The following is a 16,621-nucleotide window of genomic DNA, read 5'->3' on the forward strand; positions in this document are numbered from 1 at the left end:
GCGACGGACAACGGGTGTACTTCGCGGGCGACACGGGCTACGGACACTGGTTCTCGCGCATCGGCCGCCGGTACCCGGGGATCGACCTGGCGCTCCGCGGCGTGATGCCCAGCGACATGCCCGACAGGCCGCGCTGGCGGCCGCCCAGCTTGCCCGCGATGGCGCGCAGTGCGGAGCCCGCGGGGGAGTCGGGGTCGCTCAGGACGACGGGCTTGCCCTCGTCGCCGCCCTCGCGCAGGCGGACGTCGATCGGGATGGAGCCGAGGACCGGGACGTTCGCGCCCGTGGTCCGGGTGAGGCCGTCGGCGACCGACTGGCCGCCGCCCGTGCCGAAGACGTCGACCATCTCGCCGCAGTGCGGGCACGGGAGGCCCGCCATGTTCTCGACGACACCGACGATCTTCTGGTGGGTCTGCACCGCGATGGAGCCGGCCCGCTCGGCGACCTCGGCCGCCGCCTGCTGAGGCGTCGTGACGACGAGGATCTCCGCGTTCGGGACGAGCTGCGCGACCGAGATCGCGATGTCGCCGGTGCCCGGCGGCAGGTCCAGCAGCAGCACGTCCAGGTCGCCCCAGTACACGTCCGCCAGGAACTGCTGGAGGGCGCGGTGCAGCATCGGGCCGCGCCACACGACCGGGGCGTTGCCCGGGGTGAACATGCCGATGGAGATGACCTTCACGCCGTTCGCGGACGGCGGCATGATCATGTTCTCGACCTGGGTGGGCTTGCCGTCGGCGCCCAGCATCCGGGGCACGGAGTGGCCGTAGATGTCGGCGTCGACGACGCCCACCTTGAGGCCGTCCGCGGCCATCGCCGCCGCCAGGTTCACCGTCACTGAGGACTTGCCCACGCCGCCCTTGCCGGACGCCACCGCGTACACGCGGGTCAGCGAGCCCGGCTTGGCGAAGGGGACCTCGCGCTCGGCCTGGCCGCCGCGCAGCGCGGACGCCAGCTCGCGGCGCTGCTCGTCGCTCATCACGTCCAGCGTGACGTCGACGCGCGTGACGCCGTCCACCGCCGAGACCGCCTCCGTCACGTTCTTCGTGATGGTCTCGCGCATCGGGCAGCCGGAGACGGTGAGGTAGACGGTGACCGCGACCGCTCCGTCCGCACCGATCTCCACCGATTTGACCATCCCCAGCTCGGTGATAGGTCGCTGGATCTCGGGGTCGTTCACCGTCGCCAGTGCTTCACGCACCGCGTCTTCCGTAGCCATAGTGACGATGGTACGGCGCCCCCCAGGTGCCTCGGAAAGCCCAATCAGCGGTCGTCTACGTCACGTCCGCGCGGTGGTTCCGCCGGGAATACGACGTGGCCGTCCTGGTGATGCCCGTCCAGCTCCTTGACCAGGTCCTGGAGTTCGGAGCGGATCCAGTCACGGGTGGCGACCTCGCCGAGGCCGATGCGCAGGGCGGCGATCTCGCGGGTGAGGTATTCGGTGTCGGCGATCGACCGCTCGTTCTGCTTGCGGTCCTGTTCGAGATTGACCCGGTCGCGGTCGTCCTGCCGGTTCTGCGCGAGCAGGATCAGCGGGGCGGCGTAGGAGGCCTGGAGGGACAGCATCAGGGTCAGGAAGATGAACGGGTAGTTGTCGAAGCGCAGGTCGCGGGGCGCGAAGATGTTCCACACCACCCACAGGATGATCACGAACGTCATCCAGACGATGAACCGCCCGGTGCCCAGGAACCGAGCGATCCGCTCCGACAGCCGCCCGAAGGCCTCGGGGTCCCATTCGGGCACCAGCCGTCGGCGCGGCGGCAGCGGCTGGTCCAGCCGGATGCGCGGCCGGGTGGCCGCCGTCGCCCCGGAGGCGGTGCGCTCGCGGGTCTCGACGCGCGGCTCGCGTCCGCCCTGCTCAGGCGCCATGGGGAGCCCCCTCGTCCAGATGGAACTCGGTCTCGCGCCAGTCCTCCGGCAGCATGTGGTCCAGTACGTCGTCCACGGTCACCGCGCCGAGCAGCGAGCCGCTCTCGTCGACCACCGGCGCCGCGACCATGTCGTACGTCGCGAAGAAGCCCGCCACCACCGGCAGCGCGGCATCCGGCGCCAGCGGCATCAGATCGTCGTCGAGGAGCGCGCTGACCAGCGTGTACGGCGGGTCGCGAAGGAGCCGCTGGAAGTGCACCGTGCCCAGGTACTTGCCGGTCGGCGTCTCGTCCGGCGGACGGCACACGTACACCTGGGCGGCGAGCGCGGGGGACAGGTCCTGGTTGCGGATGGAGGCCAGCGCGTCGGCGACGGTGGCGTCCGGCCGCAGCACGATCGGCTCGGTCGTCATCAGACCGCCGGCCGTCTTCTCCTCGTACGCCATCAGCCGCCGTACGTCGGCCGCGTCGTCCGGCTGCATCAGCGTCAGCAGCCGCTCCTTGTCCTCCTCGGGGAGCTCGGCGAGCAGGTCGGCCGCGTCGTCCGGGTCCATCGCCTCCAGGACGTCGGCGGCGCGCTCCTCCTTCAGCTTGCCGAGGATCTCGATCTGGTCGTCCTCGGGCAGCTCCTCCAGGACGTCCGCGAGACGGTCGTCGTCGAGGGCGGCGGCCACCTCGGCGCGCCGTTTGGGGGAGAGGTGGTGCAGGACGTTGGCGAGGTCGGCCGGGCGCAGCTGCTCGAAGGTGGCGAGGAGGCTCTCGGCGCCCTGCCCGTGCTCCTCCAGCGAGAACCCGGTCACGGCGGACCACTCGACGGTCAGCGTCTCGCCCTTCGCACGCCGGAACGCCCCGCCGGCCTTCCCCTTCCGTACGAACACCCGGTCGATCTCCCAGTCCCGGCGGGCCGGCAGCTGCTGCATCGCCACGTCGAGGACGGTGACCTCCTCGCCGGTCTCCACGAGCGTGACGCGCCGGTCGAGGAGCTCGCCGAAGACCAGACGCTCGGTAGGCCGCTGCTCGAAGCGCCGGACGTTGAGCACGCCGGTGGTGATGACCTGGCCGGACTGGATGGCGGTCACCCGGGTCATGGGCAGGAAGATGCGGCGCCGGGTGGAGAGTTCGACGACGACCCCGAGCAGTCGCGGCGGCCGGCGGCCGACCCGCAGCATGGCGACGAGGTCGCGGACGCGCCCCACCTGGTCGCCGTTCGGATCGAAGACGGGGACACCGGCGAGGTGCGAGACGAAGATCCGGGGGGCGCCTGCTGCCATGCGCCGCGCCTCCATTTCGTACGCCAATGTCCGCTGAAGTGGGCTTCAGGCTAGCCCGTCCCGGTCGGATACGCCCTGGTGGGCGGTGCGGACGGACTGCCTCCGTCGGCCGTGTGCGACCCGGGTACGCTGCCGTACGCCGCTGAGGACCCCCGCACGAGAGGCGCCCCACCCGTGACTGTACTTCCCACTGGCCGCCGTACTCGCAGGGTCGCACTGGCGAGCGCGGTGGGCGTACTGGCGGTGACGGGGACCGGGCTGACGGGGTGCAGCGGTGAGGACCCGGACGCGGGCACCAACGGAGTGGGCAAGCTTTCCGCGGCGCAGATCGAGGCGAAGTCGCGCAAGGCCGCTCAGTCCGCCGACGCCGTAAGGCTCTCGGGGAACGTGGTAACCAATGGCGTCACGTACAAACTCGACATGCACCTGAAATCGGACGGCGGCACCGGCTCCGTCACCTCCAAGAACGGCACCTTCCGGCTGCTGCGCGTGGGCGAGCACCTCTTCCTGAAGGCCGACGCCGTGTTCTGGAACCACGAGGACGGCAAGAGCGACGACGGCGGCTCGGACACGGCGGCCGCCGACAAGCTCGACGGCATGTACGTGAAGGTCCCGCAGGACGACCCCGCCTACAAGCGCTTCAGCGGCTTCACCGACAAGAACGTCCTCCTCGACGGCCTGCTCACCCTGCACGGCAAGCTCGCCACGGACGGCCATCACGAGCAGAGCGGCGTCCGCACGATCCGCATCACCGGCGACAAGGGCTCCGGCGGCACCCTGGACGTCTCCCTGAAGGGCACGCCCTACCCGCTCCGGCTCGTCCGCGCGGGCGGCGCCGGCACGCTCAGCCTCACCGACTGGGGCAAGGGCTTCTCCCTGGAGGAGCCGAAGAAGCAGCAGGTCGTGGACTACGGGCAGCAGCTGCCGTCGTCGTAGTGCTCCGGGGCTTCAGGACCGCCCGCCCCTGGCTACTTCTTGTGCTTCTTCCTGAAGAGCAGGCGGGGCAGGGCCGCCGGGATCGGCTGCCGGGTCGTCGCCGGGGTCGGCAGCGGGGGTGCGGCGAGCGAGCCGTCCGGCAGCTCGGCCGGGTTGCCCGACGGCTCCAGGCGCAGCACCCGGCACTCGCTCGCCCAGCGCTCGGGCATCGCCTCGCCGTCCGGCGCGTTCAGCCGCTTGCCCTTCAGTTCGGCGACCGCCGCCTCCCACTGCGCGGACCGCGGTGCGAGCTCCACGACCTTCGCGGGCCAGGCGACCAGCCGGCCGCCCTTGTCCTTGCTGCGTACGGTGACGACCGCGCTGCCGCCGTCGGTGAGCCCCGGCAGCGGCTGCTCGCCCGGCCCGTCGCCGACCACGCACACCGCGCCCTCGTGCCACACGTGCCACAGCGGGCGGTCGACGCCCTCGGCCGAGGTGGCGGGCGCGCCGCTGCCCGCCACCCAGATCAGCCCGGACTTCTTCGTGGCCTCCTCGACGAGGGCCTGGTCGAGCAGCTCGCTAGTCATGGGGCAAGACTAACCAGCCCCGTCACAGCCAGCCGTTGCGCTTCAGCGTGCGGTGGATCGTGAGACAGACGCCGACGGTGAAGCCGAGCACCAGCGGGTAACCGAACTTCCAGTGCAGCTCCGGCATGTACTGGAAGTTCATGCCGTAGACGCCGCAGACCATGGTCGGTACGGCGACGATCGCCGCCCACGAAGTGATCTTGCGCATGTCCTCGTTCTGCGTGACGGACGCCTGCGCGAGGTTGGCCTGGAGAATCGAGTTGAGCAGCTCGTCGAAGCCGAGGACCTGCTCCTGGACGCGGGCGACGTGGTCGGCGACATCGCGGAAGTACTTCTGGATGTCGGGGTCGATCAGCCGCATCGGCCGCTCGCTCAGCAGCAGCATGGGGCGCAGCAGCGGGGCGACGGCGCGCTTGAACTCCAGTACCTCGCGCTTGAGTTGGTAGATCCGGCCGGCGTCCGTGCCGCGCGGCGTGCCCTTGCGCCCGGGCGAGAACACCTCCGTCTCCACCTCGTCGATGTCGTCCTGCACGGCGTCCGCGACCGCGAGGTACCCGTCGACGACGTGGTCGGCGATGGCGTGCAGCACGGCCGAGGGGCCCTTGGCGAGCAACTCGGGGTCGTCCTGCAGCCGGTGGCGCAGCGCCCGCAGCGAGCCCTGGCCGCCGTGCCGGACGGTGATGAAGAAGTCCCGGCCGGTGAAGCACATGACCTCGCCGGTCTCCACGACCTCGCTGGTGGCGGTGAGTTCGTCGTGCTCGACGTAGTGGATGGTCTTGAACACGGTGAACAGCGAGTCGTCGTACCGCTCCAGCTTGGGCCGCTGATGGGCCTGGACGGCGTCCTCGACGGCCAGCGGGTGCAGCCCGAACTCGCCCGCGATACCGGCGAATTCGGCCTCGGTCGGCTCGTGCAGGCCCATCCAGACGAAGCCGCCGTCGCGGCGCACCTGACGCATCGCCTCCTGCGGCGTCAGCGGCTGGGGGCTCGCCACACGGGCGCCGTCGCGGTAGACGGCGCAGTCGACGACGGCGGAGGGCGTCGCGGGGTCACGGGTGGAGTCGTAGGTGCCGCTCTCCTTGCGCAGCGTGGGACGGGAGGGCCGGACCGCGGCGCGCAGGTCACGGATCATCGACATGGCAGGCTCCTTCGCAAGGGAAGGCCGCCTGCGACGGTTGGAACTGCCCGGAATGGGGACGTCCTGACTACGGATGTTCGGCACGTCCACAAAGCGGGGAGCACCGCACCGTCGCGGTGGCAGCTTCGCTACTGATTCGGATCAGTTCGCTACTGATTCAGATCAGACAGATCAGACACATCAGGCGGAAACGAAGCGCTCTTCCGTGGGTGCATCGGGACAACGCTGACACGTATGCACGCGATGATGAGAGGAAGCAGCTGGCAGAGCTACGGAACTCAGCGGCCGGAAGAGCGGGTGGTACTGCACGGTCGACTTCGGTCCATTGCAGCCCCACCTCCTCCGGTCGGTCCCCCGTGAGGGACGATCCAATCTCCCGCGACGGGGAGCCCCCTGAGGGGAAGTATCAGGCGTCGGAGCTTGAAAGCGACGCTTCAGCGTGCTGCCCCGACCAGCGGCCAAGACTATCAGCGCGCCGAAGCGTCAAGTCGCCGCTTTGCCCGTTGCTGACGAGTTCTATGCTCACCGCATGGTTGATGTTCTTCCTCTGGTCGAGGCCCGGTTGCACTCTGCGCTGGGCGAACCCGACGCGCGGGCCGCGGTCACCTTCCTCGGCACCGACCGCATCGAAGTGCTGCGCTTCACAGACGGGGACGTCGTCCGGTACGCCACGCTCGGCATGTCCGCCCGGCCGATGGCGGACCCCACGGTGGTCGTCGCCGACCCGGTGAAGGGCCCGCGCGCCGAGCTGGTCCTGTCCGTACGCGCCGGCGCCGCCGACACCGACAAGGTCCTGCGCCCGCTCGCCGTGCTCGCCGCGTCCCCGCAGGTCGAGGGGCTGATCGTGAACCCCGGCGCCTCGCTCGACGTCGGCGAACCGCTGTGGCCGGGCGCGCCCTTCAGCTCCGTCCTCGTCGCCGAGTCGGGTGGCCTGGTGGAGGACCTGGAGCTGGACGAGCCCGCCGAAGCCGTACGGTTCCTGCCGCTGCTCCCGATGACGCCGAACGAGGCCGCCTGGAAGCGGGTGCACGGCGCGGCCGCACTCCAGGAGCGCTGGCTGAGCCACGGCACGGACCTGCGCGATCCGCTGCGCAAGTCCGTGCCGCTGGACTGACTCTGATCCCGGGTCAGCCGGCGAAGACCGCGACACCGTCCTCCGTGGCGTGCTGCGGTCGCAGCTCCTCGGCGTCGTCGGCCAGTGCCCTCCGCCGTACGAGGACGACCGCCGCGCCGGTCACGGCCGTGACCGCGGCGACGACGAACGGCATGTGGATGTCGCTCCACTCCTCGATCTTCGGCGCGAAGTACGGCGCGGCCGCGGCGGCGAACCAGCGCACGAAGTTGTAGCCGGCGCTCGCCACCGGCCGCGGCGCGTCCGAGACGCCGAGGGCGAGTTCCGTGTAGACGGTGTTGTTCACGCCGATGAAGGCACCCGACAGGATCGTGCAGACGACGGCGGTGGTGTGGCTGCCGTAGCCGAGGACGAGGACGTCGGCGGCGAGCAGCACCAGGGAGCCGCCGAGCACCTGCAGCGAGCCGAACCGTGCCTGCAGACGCGGGGCCACGATCACCGAGAAGACGGCGAGCAGCACACCCCAGCAGAAGAAGACGGCGCCCGACTTGTACGGGCTCATGTTCAGCACGAACGGCGTGAAGGCCAGCACGGTGAAGAACGTGTAGTTGTAGAAGAACGCCGAGACGGCCGCCGAGGCGAGTCCGCCGTGGCCCAGCGCCTTGATCGGGTCCAGCAGCGAGGTCTTGCGCGCGGGCTTCGGCTGCTCCTTCAGGAACACCGTGATGCACAGGAAGCCGACCGCCATCAGGAACGCGGTGCCGAAGAACGGGTAGCGCCAGCTGGCGTCCCCGAGCAGCGCGCCCAGCAGCGGCCCGCACGCCATGCCGAGGCCGAGGGCGGACTCGTACAGCAGGATCGCCGCCGAGCTGCCGCCCGCCGCCGCGCCGACGATGACGGCGAGGGCCGTGGACACGAACAGCGCGTTGCCGAGGCCCCAGCCGGCCCGGAAGCCGACGAGTTCGCCGACCGACCCGGACGTGCCCGCGAGAGCGGCGAAGACCACGACGAGCGCGAGCCCGAGCAGCAGGGTCTTCTTGCCGCCGATACGGCTGGAGACGAAGCCGGTCACCAGCATCGCGACGGCGGTGATCAGGAAGTACGAGGTGAAGAGCAGCGAGACCTGGCTGGGGGTGGCGTCCAGGCCCTTGGCGATGGACGGCAGGATCGGATCGACGAGGCCGATGCCCATGAAGGCGACGACGGACGCGCCGGCGGTCGCCCAGACGGCCTTCGGCTGCCGTAGGAGGCTTCCCGTGGCCGCTTCGAACGGGTCCCCGTCGGCGGGACCTCCTGTGCTGGTGTGCATGGCCGCTCCTTGCGTTGCCGGAAGCCGATCGTTGCCGTATGCACATAATAAGTTAGATCGACTAATTAATGCAAGATGCATCTAGTTCTGCGGGGTGACCTCGGGTGACAGGCACACGCCGGACGGGTGATCGTCCTTGACGCGGCGAAGGACGGGGAGGACCGTGGAGCCCTATGAGGGGCGAACCCAGTTGCCCGAAGTGTGGTGGCCGGGTCAGGGCTCCCGGACTCTTTGCCGACTCCTGGCAGTGCGATGTGCACGGGGCGGTGCATCCGCTGCAGCCCGTGATCCCGCCCAGCGTCGAGGCCCTCGGTGTGGTGGTCCATCGTGCCCGCGTACCGGTGTGGATGCCGTGGCCGCTGCCGGTCGGCTGGCTGTTCACCGGCGCGGGCTTCGCCGGTGACGACCGCAGCGGCGGGCGCGCCACGGCCGTGGCCTGCTCGGGGCCCGGACCGCTCGGCGGCATAGGGGAGCTGCTCCTGATCGCCGAGGAGCTCGGCGTCGGCCTCGGCGCCCGGTACGCAGGCATCGACGGACCCGACCCCGGCCCGTACATGAGCGTCGAGAAACCGCCCCAGGCCAAGGTCCTCGCCGCCGGACGCCCGACCCCGATGTGGCATGTCTCCGGCACCCCCGACGACCGCGCGGTCTTCGCGGGCGAGGCGCTCGGGCTGTGGCTGTGGGCGGTCGTGTGGCCGGAGCAGTCGGGACTGCTGATGTACGACGAACTGGTGCTGACCGACCTGCGGGACGCGGGCGCCGAGGTGGACCTCCTGCCGTGCGGGGCGCTGTCCCCGCGCATCCTGGAGCCCTGACGGAGTACGCGGTGGGGTGCGGGGTGGAGCACCCGGTGAAGCGTGCGGCGGCGTGCGTGACGGAGGGCGTAGGAGCGCACCCGTGTTGTAGGGGGCGTACCCGCGCTGCGGGTGTGACACGAGGGCCTCGGATTTCCCGTTATCCTTGAGCGTCCCCTCCGCCCCGTCACCGCCTGGAGCCCGCGTCGTGCGCATCGATCTGCACACCCACTCCACGGCGTCCGACGGCACGGACACCCCGGCCGAACTGGTCCGCAACGCGGGCGCGGCCGGTCTCGACGTCGTCGCGCTGACCGACCACGACACGAGCCGCGGATACGCGGAGGCGATCGCCGCGCTGCCCGAGGGGCTGACCCTCGTGACCGGCGCCGAACTCTCCTGCCGCCTCGACGGCATCAGCATGCACATGCTGGCCTACCTCTTCGACCCCGAGGAGCCCGCCCTGCTCGCCGAGCGCGAGCTGGTCCGGGACGACCGGGTCCCGCGCGCGCAGGGCATGGTCGCGAAACTCCAGGAACTGGGCGTGCCCGTCAGCTGGGAGCAGGTGGCGCGGATCGCGGGCGACGGCTCGGTCGGCCGGCCGCACGTCGCGACCGCCCTCGTCGAACTCGGCGTCGTGGCGACCGTGAACGACGCGTTCACCGAGGACTGGCTCGCCGACGGCGGCCGCGCCTACATGCCGAAGCACGAGACCGACCCCTTCGAGGCGATCCGGCTGGTCAAGGGCGCGGGCGGCGTCACCGTCTTCGCCCACCCCGCCGCCTCCAAGCGGGGTCTGACCGTGCCCGAGTCCGCCGTGGCGGAACTCGCCGCCGCCGGACTCGACGGCATCGAGGTCGACCACATGGACCACGAGCCGGCCACCCGGGCCCGGCTGCGCGGCCTCGCGGGCGACCTCGGGCTGCTCGCCACGGGCTCCAGCGACTACCACGGCAGCCGCAAGACCTGCGTGCTCGGCGAGTTCACCACCGACCCCGAGGTCTACGGCGAGATCACCCGACGGGCCACCGGCGCGTTCCCCGTGCCGGGCACGGGCGGAAACCGCTCCGCCGAGTAACTTCCGGGTGGGCGCCATTCGTCCCCCCGGCACCCTCCCGCTTCGACGTTCGCGTCCATGACGCCCGGCGCCCGCCGCCGTGCGCGCTCGTTCCGTGCCTGCCGCGGAACGCCTGTCCACGCGGTGACGGCCCTCTTTGCCGTTCCGTGCTCGAAACCCCTCGCAAGGCCTCCCCATGTTCGACGTCGCCGTCTTCGGTTCCCTCTTCCTCACCCTCTTCGTGATCATGGACCCCCCCGGGATCACGCCGATCTTCCTCGCGCTCACCGCGGGCCGCCCGGCCAAGGTGCAGAAACGGATGGCGTTCCAGGCCGTCTGCGTGGCCGGCGGAGTCATCGCCGTCTTCGGCCTGCTCGGGCACCAGATCCTCGACTACCTGCACGTCTCCGTACCCGCGCTGATGATCGCCGGAGGGCTGCTGCTTCTGCTGATCGCCCTCGACCTGCTCACCGGCAAGACGGACGAGCCCAAGCAGACCAAGGACGTCAACGTCGCCCTCGTACCGCTGGGCATGCCGCTGCTCGCCGGGCCCGGCGCGATCGTCTCCGTGATCCTCGCCGTGCAGAAGGCCGACAGCGTGGCCACGCAGGTGTCGGTGTGGGTCGCGATCCTCGCGATCCACGTCGTGCTGTGGGTGGTGATGCGGTACTCGCTGCTGATCATCCGTGTCATCAAGGACGGCGGCGTGGTGCTCGTGACGCGGCTCGCGGGCATGATGCTGTCCGCGATCGCGGTGCAGCAGATCATCAACGGGGTGACCCAGGTGATTCAGGGGAGCTGACGCCTCCCGGGACATGCGCAGAGCCCCGTACGGCAGTGCTGCCGTACGGGGCTCCGGAGTGTGTAAAAGCGTCCGCGCGTTATGAGGCGGACGAGTCGGCCGGGCGGATCCAGAGGCGCTGCCCGATGGCGGCGGCCTGCTGAACGATCCGGTTGACGGAGGCGGCGTCCACAACGGTGCTGTCCACGGGCGTGCCGTCGACATCGTCGAGTCGCATGATTTCGAAGCGCATGGGCTTCTCCCTTCGTCTGGTCATCCTCCTGAGGAGAACTACTTGTGTGGTGATCCGTGAAGCGTGTGTGCTCCCCGTTCCATACGGATTCAACGGGGTGCGTGTTACAAACATTCCCTACGCTAAGGAAAATTTTCGAGAACCTAATTACTGACACGTAAAGATCCGCAGCCGTGTGCTTCGACGCGGTGAACCGCGAACTGACCGGGACCGGTTGTGTTCGCAGCGTGACGGCCGGGACAATGGTGCGCAATGAACGACGACCTCATGGGACCCGACGACCTCGCGATGCTCGGCGCCCGTATCGACCGCACGAACGAGCTGCTGCAGCGCATGCTCGCCGAGGTGGCGAAGACACCCTCCACCCATGCGATCTTCGTCGACGCCGGGTACCTGTACGCCGCCGCCGGCCGGCTCGTCACCGGGACCGAGGACCGCCGGGCCTTCGACCTCGACGCCGAGGGCCTGATCGAGGCGCTCATCGACAAGGCGCGCTCGATCTTCGCCGACAGCCGACTGCTCCGCGTCTACTGGTACGACGGCGCCCGGCGCCGCATCCACACCGCCGAGCAGCAGTCGATCGCCGAACTGCCGGATGTGAAGGTCCGCCTCGGCAACCTCAACGCCAACAACCAGCAAAAGGGCGTCGACTCCCTCATCAGGTCCGATCTGGAGTCCCTCGCCCGGCACCGCGCCATCAGCGACGCCGCACTCCTCGGCGGCGACGAGGACCTCGTCTCGGCGGTCGAGGCGGCCCAGGGCTACGGCGCACGCGTACACCTCTGGGGAATCGAGGCCCCCGAGAACCGCAACCAGGCGGAGCCCCTGCTGTGGGAGGTCGACAGTCAGCGCACCCTCGACCTGGAGTTCTTCAAGCCCTACGTGTCACGGCGCACCGCTGCCACGTACGACGCGTCGTCGGCGATCCGGCCCACCCGCGAGGACGTGCGGTTCGTCGGCGCGCAGATCGCCGCGAAGTGGCTTGCCGAGCGGGGGCGGGCGGCGGTGGCCGAGCTGCTGCCCGGGCATCCGTATCTGCCCGGCTCGGTCGACCAGGACCTTCTGGTGGAGTCGGAGGGGCTGCTGCAGTACTCGCTGCGCGGACAGGCGGATCTGCGGCGGGCGCTGCGGGACGGGTTCTGGGAGCACCTGCAGGCGCAGTACTAGGGGGACTTTCAAACACCCCCTAGGGCTGCCCGTTCTGCGTCCGGTCCCAGAACTCCGCGAGGGCGCGGGCCGTTTCCAGCGGCTGGTCCGTGTTGGGGGAGTGCTCGGCCTTCCGTACGACGGTGCGGTGGGCGTCGAGGCGTCCGGCCATCTCGTCGAGCAGCGGGATCGGCCAGGTGTCGTCGCGCTCGCCCGACAGGACGTGCTTGGGCAGCGGTACGGCGGCCAGTTCGGCCACACGGTCCGGCTCCGTGCAGAGCAGTCGGCCTGTCGCGATGAGCTGGGCGGGGCTTGTGGCGAGCCAGCGGCGGCGGAGGTCGGCGCGGTCGTCGAGGCCGTCGTCGAGGGTGCCGGTGTCCGTCTCCTCCGGAGCGTCCATCGCCTGGATCGCGTCCCACACCTGCGCCATGTCCATCACAGCGAGGGCGTCCCTGAGCAGTTTCACCCGTTCCTGCTGCGAGGTGGAGATCTGGGCCGGGCCCGACGCCATGAGCGTGAGCGACACGAAGGGGGACGCGTCCAGCAGGACCGCGGCGCGGGCGATCTGGCCGCCGAGGGAGTGGCCGACGAGGTGCACGGGCGTACCGAGGGCGTGCGCCTGCGCGAGCACGTCCCTGGCCAACTCGTCCTGCGCGTAGGCCGTTTCGTCGTCCTCGGGGCCGGTCGACTCGTACTGCCCGCGTCCGTCCACGGCGACGGTCCGATACCCGGCCTCCGCCAACGGCGCGTGCAACGCGATGAAGTCCTCCTTGCTGCCGGTGAACCCGGGCAGCAGCAGCACGGTTCCCTTCACCGTCGGCCGCGCGTCCGTTGCCGCAGCCGCCGCGTCGAGCGCGGCGAACTCACCGCGCGCAGTAACGAGCCGACGGGCACGGACACCGGCGGGCGGGGTGAAGGTGGGGGGCCGACTCATGCTCTGAGGCTATAGCTGGCGGGGGCGCCTGTCGCAGGGGGGTGGGGGGGCCTGTTGCGCTGGAACGCCTGGCGGCCCGGCACCCCGGGATCGAGCCGACCGTGCGCGTCGTACGGGAGGTCGGGCCCGGCACCGCGGGGGAGGTGGCCGAGGGGCGCGCGGACGTCGGCATCGCCACGCTGAACGGCTCCGGCGCGAGCTCGCCGGTGCCGCCGCAGCTGGTCGGCGACGTCCTCCTGGAGGAGCCGTACGCGCTCGTCCACCCGGCCGGACACCCGGACCCGCGCTCGCTGCCGCTGGTCGACTGGACCGAGAACTGCTCCTCCTACACCCGCACCTGGTGGGCCGAACAGGACTGGATCCCGTGCGCGACGGTCCGCGCCGAGGACGACGGAGCAGTGCTCTCGATGGTGAGCAGTGGTCTCGGAATGGCCATCATGCCCGCGCTCTCGCTCATGTCCCTGACCTCCCCGACCTCCCTCGCGAGAGCACCGCTCCCACTGGAGATCACCGATCTCGGCCCCGAGCGCCCGACCCGCTCCGTCGGCTACGTCACCACACCCGAACTCGCCACGACGGTCGCGGTCCGCGCGCTGATCAGGGAGTTGCGGTCGCTGCACCCCCGGCCCCTGACCGCTTGATCCCGGCCCTGTCCGGGTCGACCTCCGCCGCCGCCCGCGCCACCGCCCCGCGCAGCCACCGGTGCGCCGGGTCCGTGTCCACGCGTACGTGCCACGCCATACCCGTCGTCGCCACCGGCAGCTCCAGCGGAATCTCCAGGACCGCGAGCGGCATCACCCGGGCCGCCTCCGCCGCGACCTCCGACGGCACCAGCGCCAGCGCGTCCGTGCGCAGGGCGAAGAAGCAGGCCGCGGCGTACGTCGGAGCGGTGGCCAGCACATCGCGGCGCAGGCCGAGTTCGGCGAGCCGCTCGTCGACCACGCTGTACGTGCGCCCGCGCCGGGTCACCGTGATGTGCGGCAGCCCGGCGAACCGGCGCGGGGTCAGCGGCTCCCGCGCGAACTCCGCGTCGGCCCGTGCCACCGCCACATGACGGTGCTCGCCCAGTGCGGAGCTGCGCACATCGTGCGGGAGCGGATCCGGCAACTCGCCGACGTCCAGGTCGACATGGGTGCGCAGGTCCGCAGGGTCCTCGTCGCCCTCCGGCAGCAGCCGCAGCCGTACGCCCGGAGCCTCGCGCGCCACCAGGGCCAGCAGCGGGGCGCCGAGCGACATGGCGATGCCGTCGTTCGTGCGGATGCGGAACTCCCGCTCCAGCGTGGCGAGTTCGACCTCCCGCGGAGGCCGCAGCGCCGCCACCGCCGTATTCAGCGCGGCCTGCACCCGGGGCTGCATCCCGTGCGCCCGCGGCGTCAGCGTCAGGCCCCGCCCCGAGGGGACGAGCAGCGGGTCGCCGACGACACGGCGCAGCCGGGCCAGTGTGCGGCTCATCGCCGAGGGCGACACGTTCAGCTCGGCCGCCGCTCCCGCGACGCTGCCCGCGCGCAGCAGGGCGTCCAGGGCGGGCAGGAGGTTCATGTCCGGGAGGGGAGTGAAACCCGGCGCGGCCCCGGGTGCCTGGGATTGCTGCATGAGACGCAATGCTAGGTGAATCAATCGGAACTTGTGTGCACCAGTGGATCGCCCTCAGCCTGGACCCATGATGGATTCGCGTCAGCGCGGCACCGCGCTCCTCGTCGCGGGCTGCTTCTTCATGGAGATGCTGGACGGCACGATCGTGTCGACCGCGGCTCCGCAGATAGCCGGCGACCTGCACACCACCCCCGCCTCGGTCGGCCTGATCATCACGGCCTATCTCGTCACCCTCGCCGTTCTCATCCCCCTCTCCGGCTGGCTCACCGCCCGCTTCGGCCCGCGCCGGGTCTTCCTCGCCGCGATCACCGTCTTCACCGTCGCCTCGCTGGCCTGCGCCGCCGCCCCGGACCTCGGGACCCTCGTCGGCATGCGGGTCCTGCAGGGGGTGGGCGGCGCGATGATGGTGCCGGTCGGCCGGCTCGTCGTGCTGGCCGGGACCGCCAAGCCGGACCTGCCCCGCGCGGTCGCGTACATCGTCTGGCCGGGGCTCGCCGCCCCGGTCGCCGCGCCCCTGCTCGGCGGCCTGATCACCACGTACGCCTCCTGGCACTGGATCTTCCTGCTGAACGTGCCCCTCGGCGCCGTCGCCCTGCTCGTCGCGCGCCGCCTGATCGAGCCCGGCGCGCAGGGCACACCGCCCCCGCTCGACCTCACCGGCGTCCTGCTCACCTGCACCGGCCTCGCCGCCCTCACCTGGACCGCACACCTGGTCTCCGAGACCCGCGGCTCCCTCCTCGGGACGGCCCTGACCGGCGCGCTCGCCGCCGTCGCGCTCGCGGCGTCCGGGCGCCACCTGCTGCGCACCCCGCATCCGCTGATCAACCTGCGCACCCTGGACGTCCAGTCCTTCCGGGCCGCGGCGCTCGACGGCTCCCTCTACATGGCGGTCGTCGGAGCCATCCCCTTCCTGCTGCCGCTGCTCTTCCAGGAGGTCTTCGGCTGGAGTGCGGTGAAGTCCGGCGCGGTCGTGCTGTTCGTCTTCGTCGGCAACCTCGGGATCAAGCCCGCGACGACGTATCTGATCAACCGGTTCGGCTTCCGGCCGCTGCTCATCGTCTCCACCCTGGGGCTCGCGGCCACCACCGCGGCGTGCGCGCTGTTCACCGCCGCCACCCCGGTCGCGGTGATCGCGGTCGTCGCGGCGCTCGGCGGCGTGGCCCGCTCGGTCGGGCTCACCGGCTACTCGACGATCGCGTTCAGCGAGATGCGGCCGGAGCGGCTGCGGGACGCCAACGCCCTCTTCGCCACCGGCCAGCAGCTGGCTGCCGGGCTCGGCGTGGCGATCGCCGCGGCGGCGCTGCGCGGGGGCGCGGCACTCACGGACGCCCCGCGCTCGGCGTACGCCGTCGCGTTCGTGGTGCTCGGTGCGCTCTGTCTGCTGCCCGCGATGGGCGCCGTGCGGCTGCGGCCGGGTGCCGGAGATGCCGTCCGGAGGATCACCGCAGGTCAGAGCCGTGTGACCCAATCCACCGTCTCAGATAGTAGGAAGTCCGAGTAATTGTGGAGACAGATGCCCGCGCCTCCCTTAGCTTTGTAGGAGCCGAACGTCTCGCTCGACCAAGCGAATGGCGGTCGTGAGCCGGAGCCCCTTGGCAGGTAACCCCTGCGGCACCGCTCCCCGCCCCTTCCGGCGTCTCGTAATCCCTCATCGCACTTCCGGACGTATGCGCCGGATGCAAGGAGTCGATCATCATGGCCGAGACGACCGTCCGCCGAGTCCGTCACACCACCCGTACGAGCGAGTCCGACCGCAGGAACGCGGCCGCGGCCCTGCAGCGCGCCCTCGACCGCAGGGACAACGGCGGATCGACGGGCCACTGAGGCCCGCCCCCGCCCCCCCGGCCGGGAGCCGCCCCCCCCCCGGGGGCGGCGCGGCGCGCGGCGCCCCCCGGCGGGGGCGGGG

17 protein-coding genes and 1 pseudogene are annotated in these 16,621 nt (G+C 71.1%); 9 read left to right on the forward strand and 9 right to left on the reverse strand.

Annotated elements, in window-relative coordinates; genetic code table 11:
- Positions 1-37: 37 nt before the first annotated feature.
- From ABZS97_RS38520 to ABZS97_RS38530, 3 genes are read right to left on the reverse strand one after another with little or no spacing between them, the layout of a single operon-like run.
- Positions 38-1,216: an Mrp/NBP35 family ATP-binding protein gene (locus ABZS97_RS38520; protein WP_356146132.1), complete on the reverse strand. Its 1,179-nt coding sequence runs from the start codon at positions 1,214-1,216 to the stop codon at positions 38-40.
- 44 nt (positions 1,217-1,260) lie between these two features.
- Complete coding sequence (locus ABZS97_RS38525) at positions 1,261-1,866, reverse strand: DUF1003 domain-containing protein (RefSeq protein WP_356146135.1); 606 nt, start codon at positions 1,864-1,866, stop codon at positions 1,261-1,263.
- Entirely contained in the window at positions 1,856-3,136 is a 1,281-nt protein-coding gene (locus ABZS97_RS38530; protein WP_356146139.1) for a CBS domain-containing protein, read from the reverse strand. Before ABZS97_RS38530 ends, ABZS97_RS38525 begins: the two co-directional genes overlap by 11 nt.
- Positions 3,137-3,310: 174 nt before the next feature.
- Here ABZS97_RS38530 and ABZS97_RS38535 point away from each other — a divergent pair, with 174 nt between their 5' ends.
- The gene (locus ABZS97_RS38535) at positions 3,311-4,072 is read left to right on the forward strand and encodes a hypothetical protein (protein WP_356146142.1); all 762 of its coding nucleotides are present in this window, start codon (positions 3,311-3,313) and stop codon (positions 4,070-4,072) included.
- Between the two features lie 32 nt (positions 4,073-4,104).
- On the opposite strand, the gene ABZS97_RS38540 is transcribed toward ABZS97_RS38535, so the two are convergent.
- Both ABZS97_RS38540 and ABZS97_RS38545 read right to left on the reverse strand, forming a co-directional pair.
- Positions 4,105-4,638 carry a hypothetical protein gene (locus ABZS97_RS38540; RefSeq protein WP_356146145.1) on the reverse strand — a complete coding sequence of 178 codons (534 nt, stop codon included), beginning with the start codon at positions 4,636-4,638 and terminating at the stop codon, positions 4,105-4,107.
- Between the two features lie 22 nt (positions 4,639-4,660).
- On the reverse strand, positions 4,661-5,776 hold the full coding sequence (locus ABZS97_RS38545) for a magnesium and cobalt transport protein CorA (RefSeq protein WP_356146148.1): 1,116 nt from the start codon (positions 5,774-5,776) through the stop codon (positions 4,661-4,663).
- A gap of 529 nt (positions 5,777-6,305) precedes the next feature.
- Here ABZS97_RS38545 and ABZS97_RS38550 point away from each other — a divergent pair.
- Positions 6,306-6,890, forward strand: a complete 585-nt coding sequence (locus ABZS97_RS38550; protein ID WP_356146151.1) for a suppressor of fused domain protein — start codon at positions 6,306-6,308, stop codon at positions 6,888-6,890.
- A 13-nt stretch (positions 6,891-6,903) separates the two neighbouring features.
- Here the strand turns inward: ABZS97_RS38550 and ABZS97_RS38555 are convergent, their stop codons facing one another.
- Complete coding sequence (locus ABZS97_RS38555) at positions 6,904-8,157, reverse strand: MFS transporter (protein ID WP_356146154.1); 1,254 nt, start codon at positions 8,155-8,157, stop codon at positions 6,904-6,906.
- A 173-nt stretch (positions 8,158-8,330) separates the two neighbouring features.
- On the opposite strand from ABZS97_RS38555, the gene ABZS97_RS38560 reads away from it, so the two are divergent.
- The 3 genes from ABZS97_RS38560 (at position 8,331) to ABZS97_RS38570 (ending at position 10,810) form a co-directional block, all read left to right on the forward strand.
- Complete coding sequence (locus ABZS97_RS38560; RefSeq protein WP_356146162.1) at positions 8,331-8,972, forward strand: DUF6758 family protein; 642 nt, start codon at positions 8,331-8,333, stop codon at positions 8,970-8,972.
- Between the two features lie 187 nt (positions 8,973-9,159).
- Entirely contained in the window at positions 9,160-10,029 is an 870-nt protein-coding gene (locus ABZS97_RS38565; RefSeq protein WP_356146167.1) for a PHP domain-containing protein, read from the forward strand.
- Between the two features lie 175 nt (positions 10,030-10,204).
- The gene (locus tag ABZS97_RS38570) at positions 10,205-10,810 is read left to right on the forward strand and encodes a MarC family protein (RefSeq protein WP_356146170.1); all 606 of its coding nucleotides are present in this window, start codon (positions 10,205-10,207) and stop codon (positions 10,808-10,810) included.
- Positions 10,811-10,889: 79 nt separating this feature from the next.
- Here the strand turns inward: ABZS97_RS38570 and ABZS97_RS38575 are convergent, their stop codons facing one another.
- A complete protein-coding gene (locus ABZS97_RS38575; protein ID WP_105968294.1) occupies positions 10,890-11,042 on the reverse strand; it encodes a hypothetical protein in 153 nt (50 codons plus the stop codon).
- Between the two features lie 252 nt (positions 11,043-11,294).
- Here ABZS97_RS38575 and ABZS97_RS38580 point away from each other — a divergent pair, with 252 nt between their 5' ends.
- Positions 11,295-12,209 (forward strand): NYN domain-containing protein, encoded by a 915-nt coding sequence (locus tag ABZS97_RS38580; RefSeq protein WP_356146176.1) that lies wholly within the window; start codon positions 11,295-11,297, stop codon positions 12,207-12,209.
- 19 nt (positions 12,210-12,228) lie between these two features.
- Here the strand turns inward: ABZS97_RS38580 and ABZS97_RS38585 are convergent, their stop codons facing one another.
- On the reverse strand, positions 12,229-13,122 hold the full coding sequence (locus ABZS97_RS38585) for an alpha/beta hydrolase (RefSeq protein WP_356146179.1): 894 nt from the start codon (positions 13,120-13,122) through the stop codon (positions 12,229-12,231).
- A gap of 50 nt (positions 13,123-13,172) precedes the next feature.
- Here ABZS97_RS38585 and ABZS97_RS38590 point away from each other — a divergent pair.
- Positions 13,173-13,763: pseudogene (locus ABZS97_RS38590) on the forward strand (LysR family transcriptional regulator substrate-binding protein); the annotation flags it as partial.
- Here ABZS97_RS38590 and ABZS97_RS38595 read toward each other — a convergent pair.
- Positions 13,720-14,715, reverse strand: coding sequence for a LysR family transcriptional regulator (locus tag ABZS97_RS38595; protein ID WP_356146182.1), 996 nt, complete (start codon positions 14,713-14,715; stop codon positions 13,720-13,722). The pseudogene ABZS97_RS38590 and the gene ABZS97_RS38595 sit on opposite strands and share 44 nt — an antisense overlap.
- A gap of 67 nt (positions 14,716-14,782) precedes the next feature.
- On the opposite strand from ABZS97_RS38595, the gene ABZS97_RS38600 reads away from it, so the two are divergent.
- Complete coding sequence (locus tag ABZS97_RS38600) at positions 14,783-16,216, forward strand: MFS transporter (protein ID WP_356146185.1); 1,434 nt, start codon at positions 14,783-14,785, stop codon at positions 16,214-16,216.
- 194 nt (positions 16,217-16,410) lie between these two features.
- Positions 16,411-16,539 carry a hypothetical protein gene (locus ABZS97_RS38605; RefSeq protein WP_356146188.1) on the forward strand — a complete coding sequence of 43 codons (129 nt, stop codon included), beginning with the start codon at positions 16,411-16,413 and terminating at the stop codon, positions 16,537-16,539.
- Positions 16,540-16,621: the final 82 nt, after the last annotated feature.

This window comes from Streptomyces sp. NPDC005485 (assembly GCF_040606085.1).
Classification (GTDB): Bacteria; Actinomycetota; Actinomycetes; order Streptomycetales; family Streptomycetaceae; genus Streptomyces.

Bases quoted from the DNA above. Each gene is read 5' to 3' on its own strand.
- ABZS97_RS38545 (WP_356146148.1), bottom strand. From the start codon at position 5,776: ATGTCGATGATCCGTGACCTGCGCGCCGCGGTCCGGCCCTCCCGTCCC.
- ABZS97_RS38585 (WP_356146179.1), bottom strand. From the start codon at position 13,122: ATGAGTCGGCCCCCCACCTTCACCCCGCCCGCCGGTGTCCGTGCCCGT.
- ABZS97_RS38525 (WP_356146135.1), bottom strand. From the start codon at position 1,866: ATGGCGCCTGAGCAGGGCGGACGCGAGCCGCGCGTCGAGACCCGCGAG.
- ABZS97_RS38520 (WP_356146132.1), bottom strand. From the start codon at position 1,216: ATGGCTACGGAAGACGCGGTGCGTGAAGCACTGGCGACGGTGAACGAC.
- ABZS97_RS38580 (WP_356146176.1), top strand. From the start codon at position 11,295: ATGAACGACGACCTCATGGGACCCGACGACCTCGCGATGCTCGGCGCC.
- ABZS97_RS38600 (WP_356146185.1), top strand. From the start codon at position 14,783: ATGATGGATTCGCGTCAGCGCGGCACCGCGCTCCTCGTCGCGGGCTGC.
- ABZS97_RS38605 (WP_356146188.1), top strand. From the start codon at position 16,411: ATGGCCGAGACGACCGTCCGCCGAGTCCGTCACACCACCCGTACGAGC.
- ABZS97_RS38595 (WP_356146182.1), bottom strand. From the start codon at position 14,715: ATGCAGCAATCCCAGGCACCCGGGGCCGCGCCGGGTTTCACTCCCCTC.
- ABZS97_RS38530 (WP_356146139.1), bottom strand. From the start codon at position 3,136: ATGGCAGCAGGCGCCCCCCGGATCTTCGTCTCGCACCTCGCCGGTGTC.
- ABZS97_RS38540 (WP_356146145.1), bottom strand. From the start codon at position 4,638: ATGACTAGCGAGCTGCTCGACCAGGCCCTCGTCGAGGAGGCCACGAAG.
- ABZS97_RS38560 (WP_356146162.1), top strand. From the start codon at position 8,331: ATGAGGGGCGAACCCAGTTGCCCGAAGTGTGGTGGCCGGGTCAGGGCT.
- ABZS97_RS38575 (WP_105968294.1), bottom strand. From the start codon at position 11,042: ATGCGCTTCGAAATCATGCGACTCGACGATGTCGACGGCACGCCCGTG.
- ABZS97_RS38570 (WP_356146170.1), top strand. From the start codon at position 10,205: ATGTTCGACGTCGCCGTCTTCGGTTCCCTCTTCCTCACCCTCTTCGTG.
- ABZS97_RS38555 (WP_356146154.1), bottom strand. From the start codon at position 8,157: ATGCACACCAGCACAGGAGGTCCCGCCGACGGGGACCCGTTCGAAGCG.
- ABZS97_RS38550 (WP_356146151.1), top strand. From the start codon at position 6,306: ATGGTTGATGTTCTTCCTCTGGTCGAGGCCCGGTTGCACTCTGCGCTG.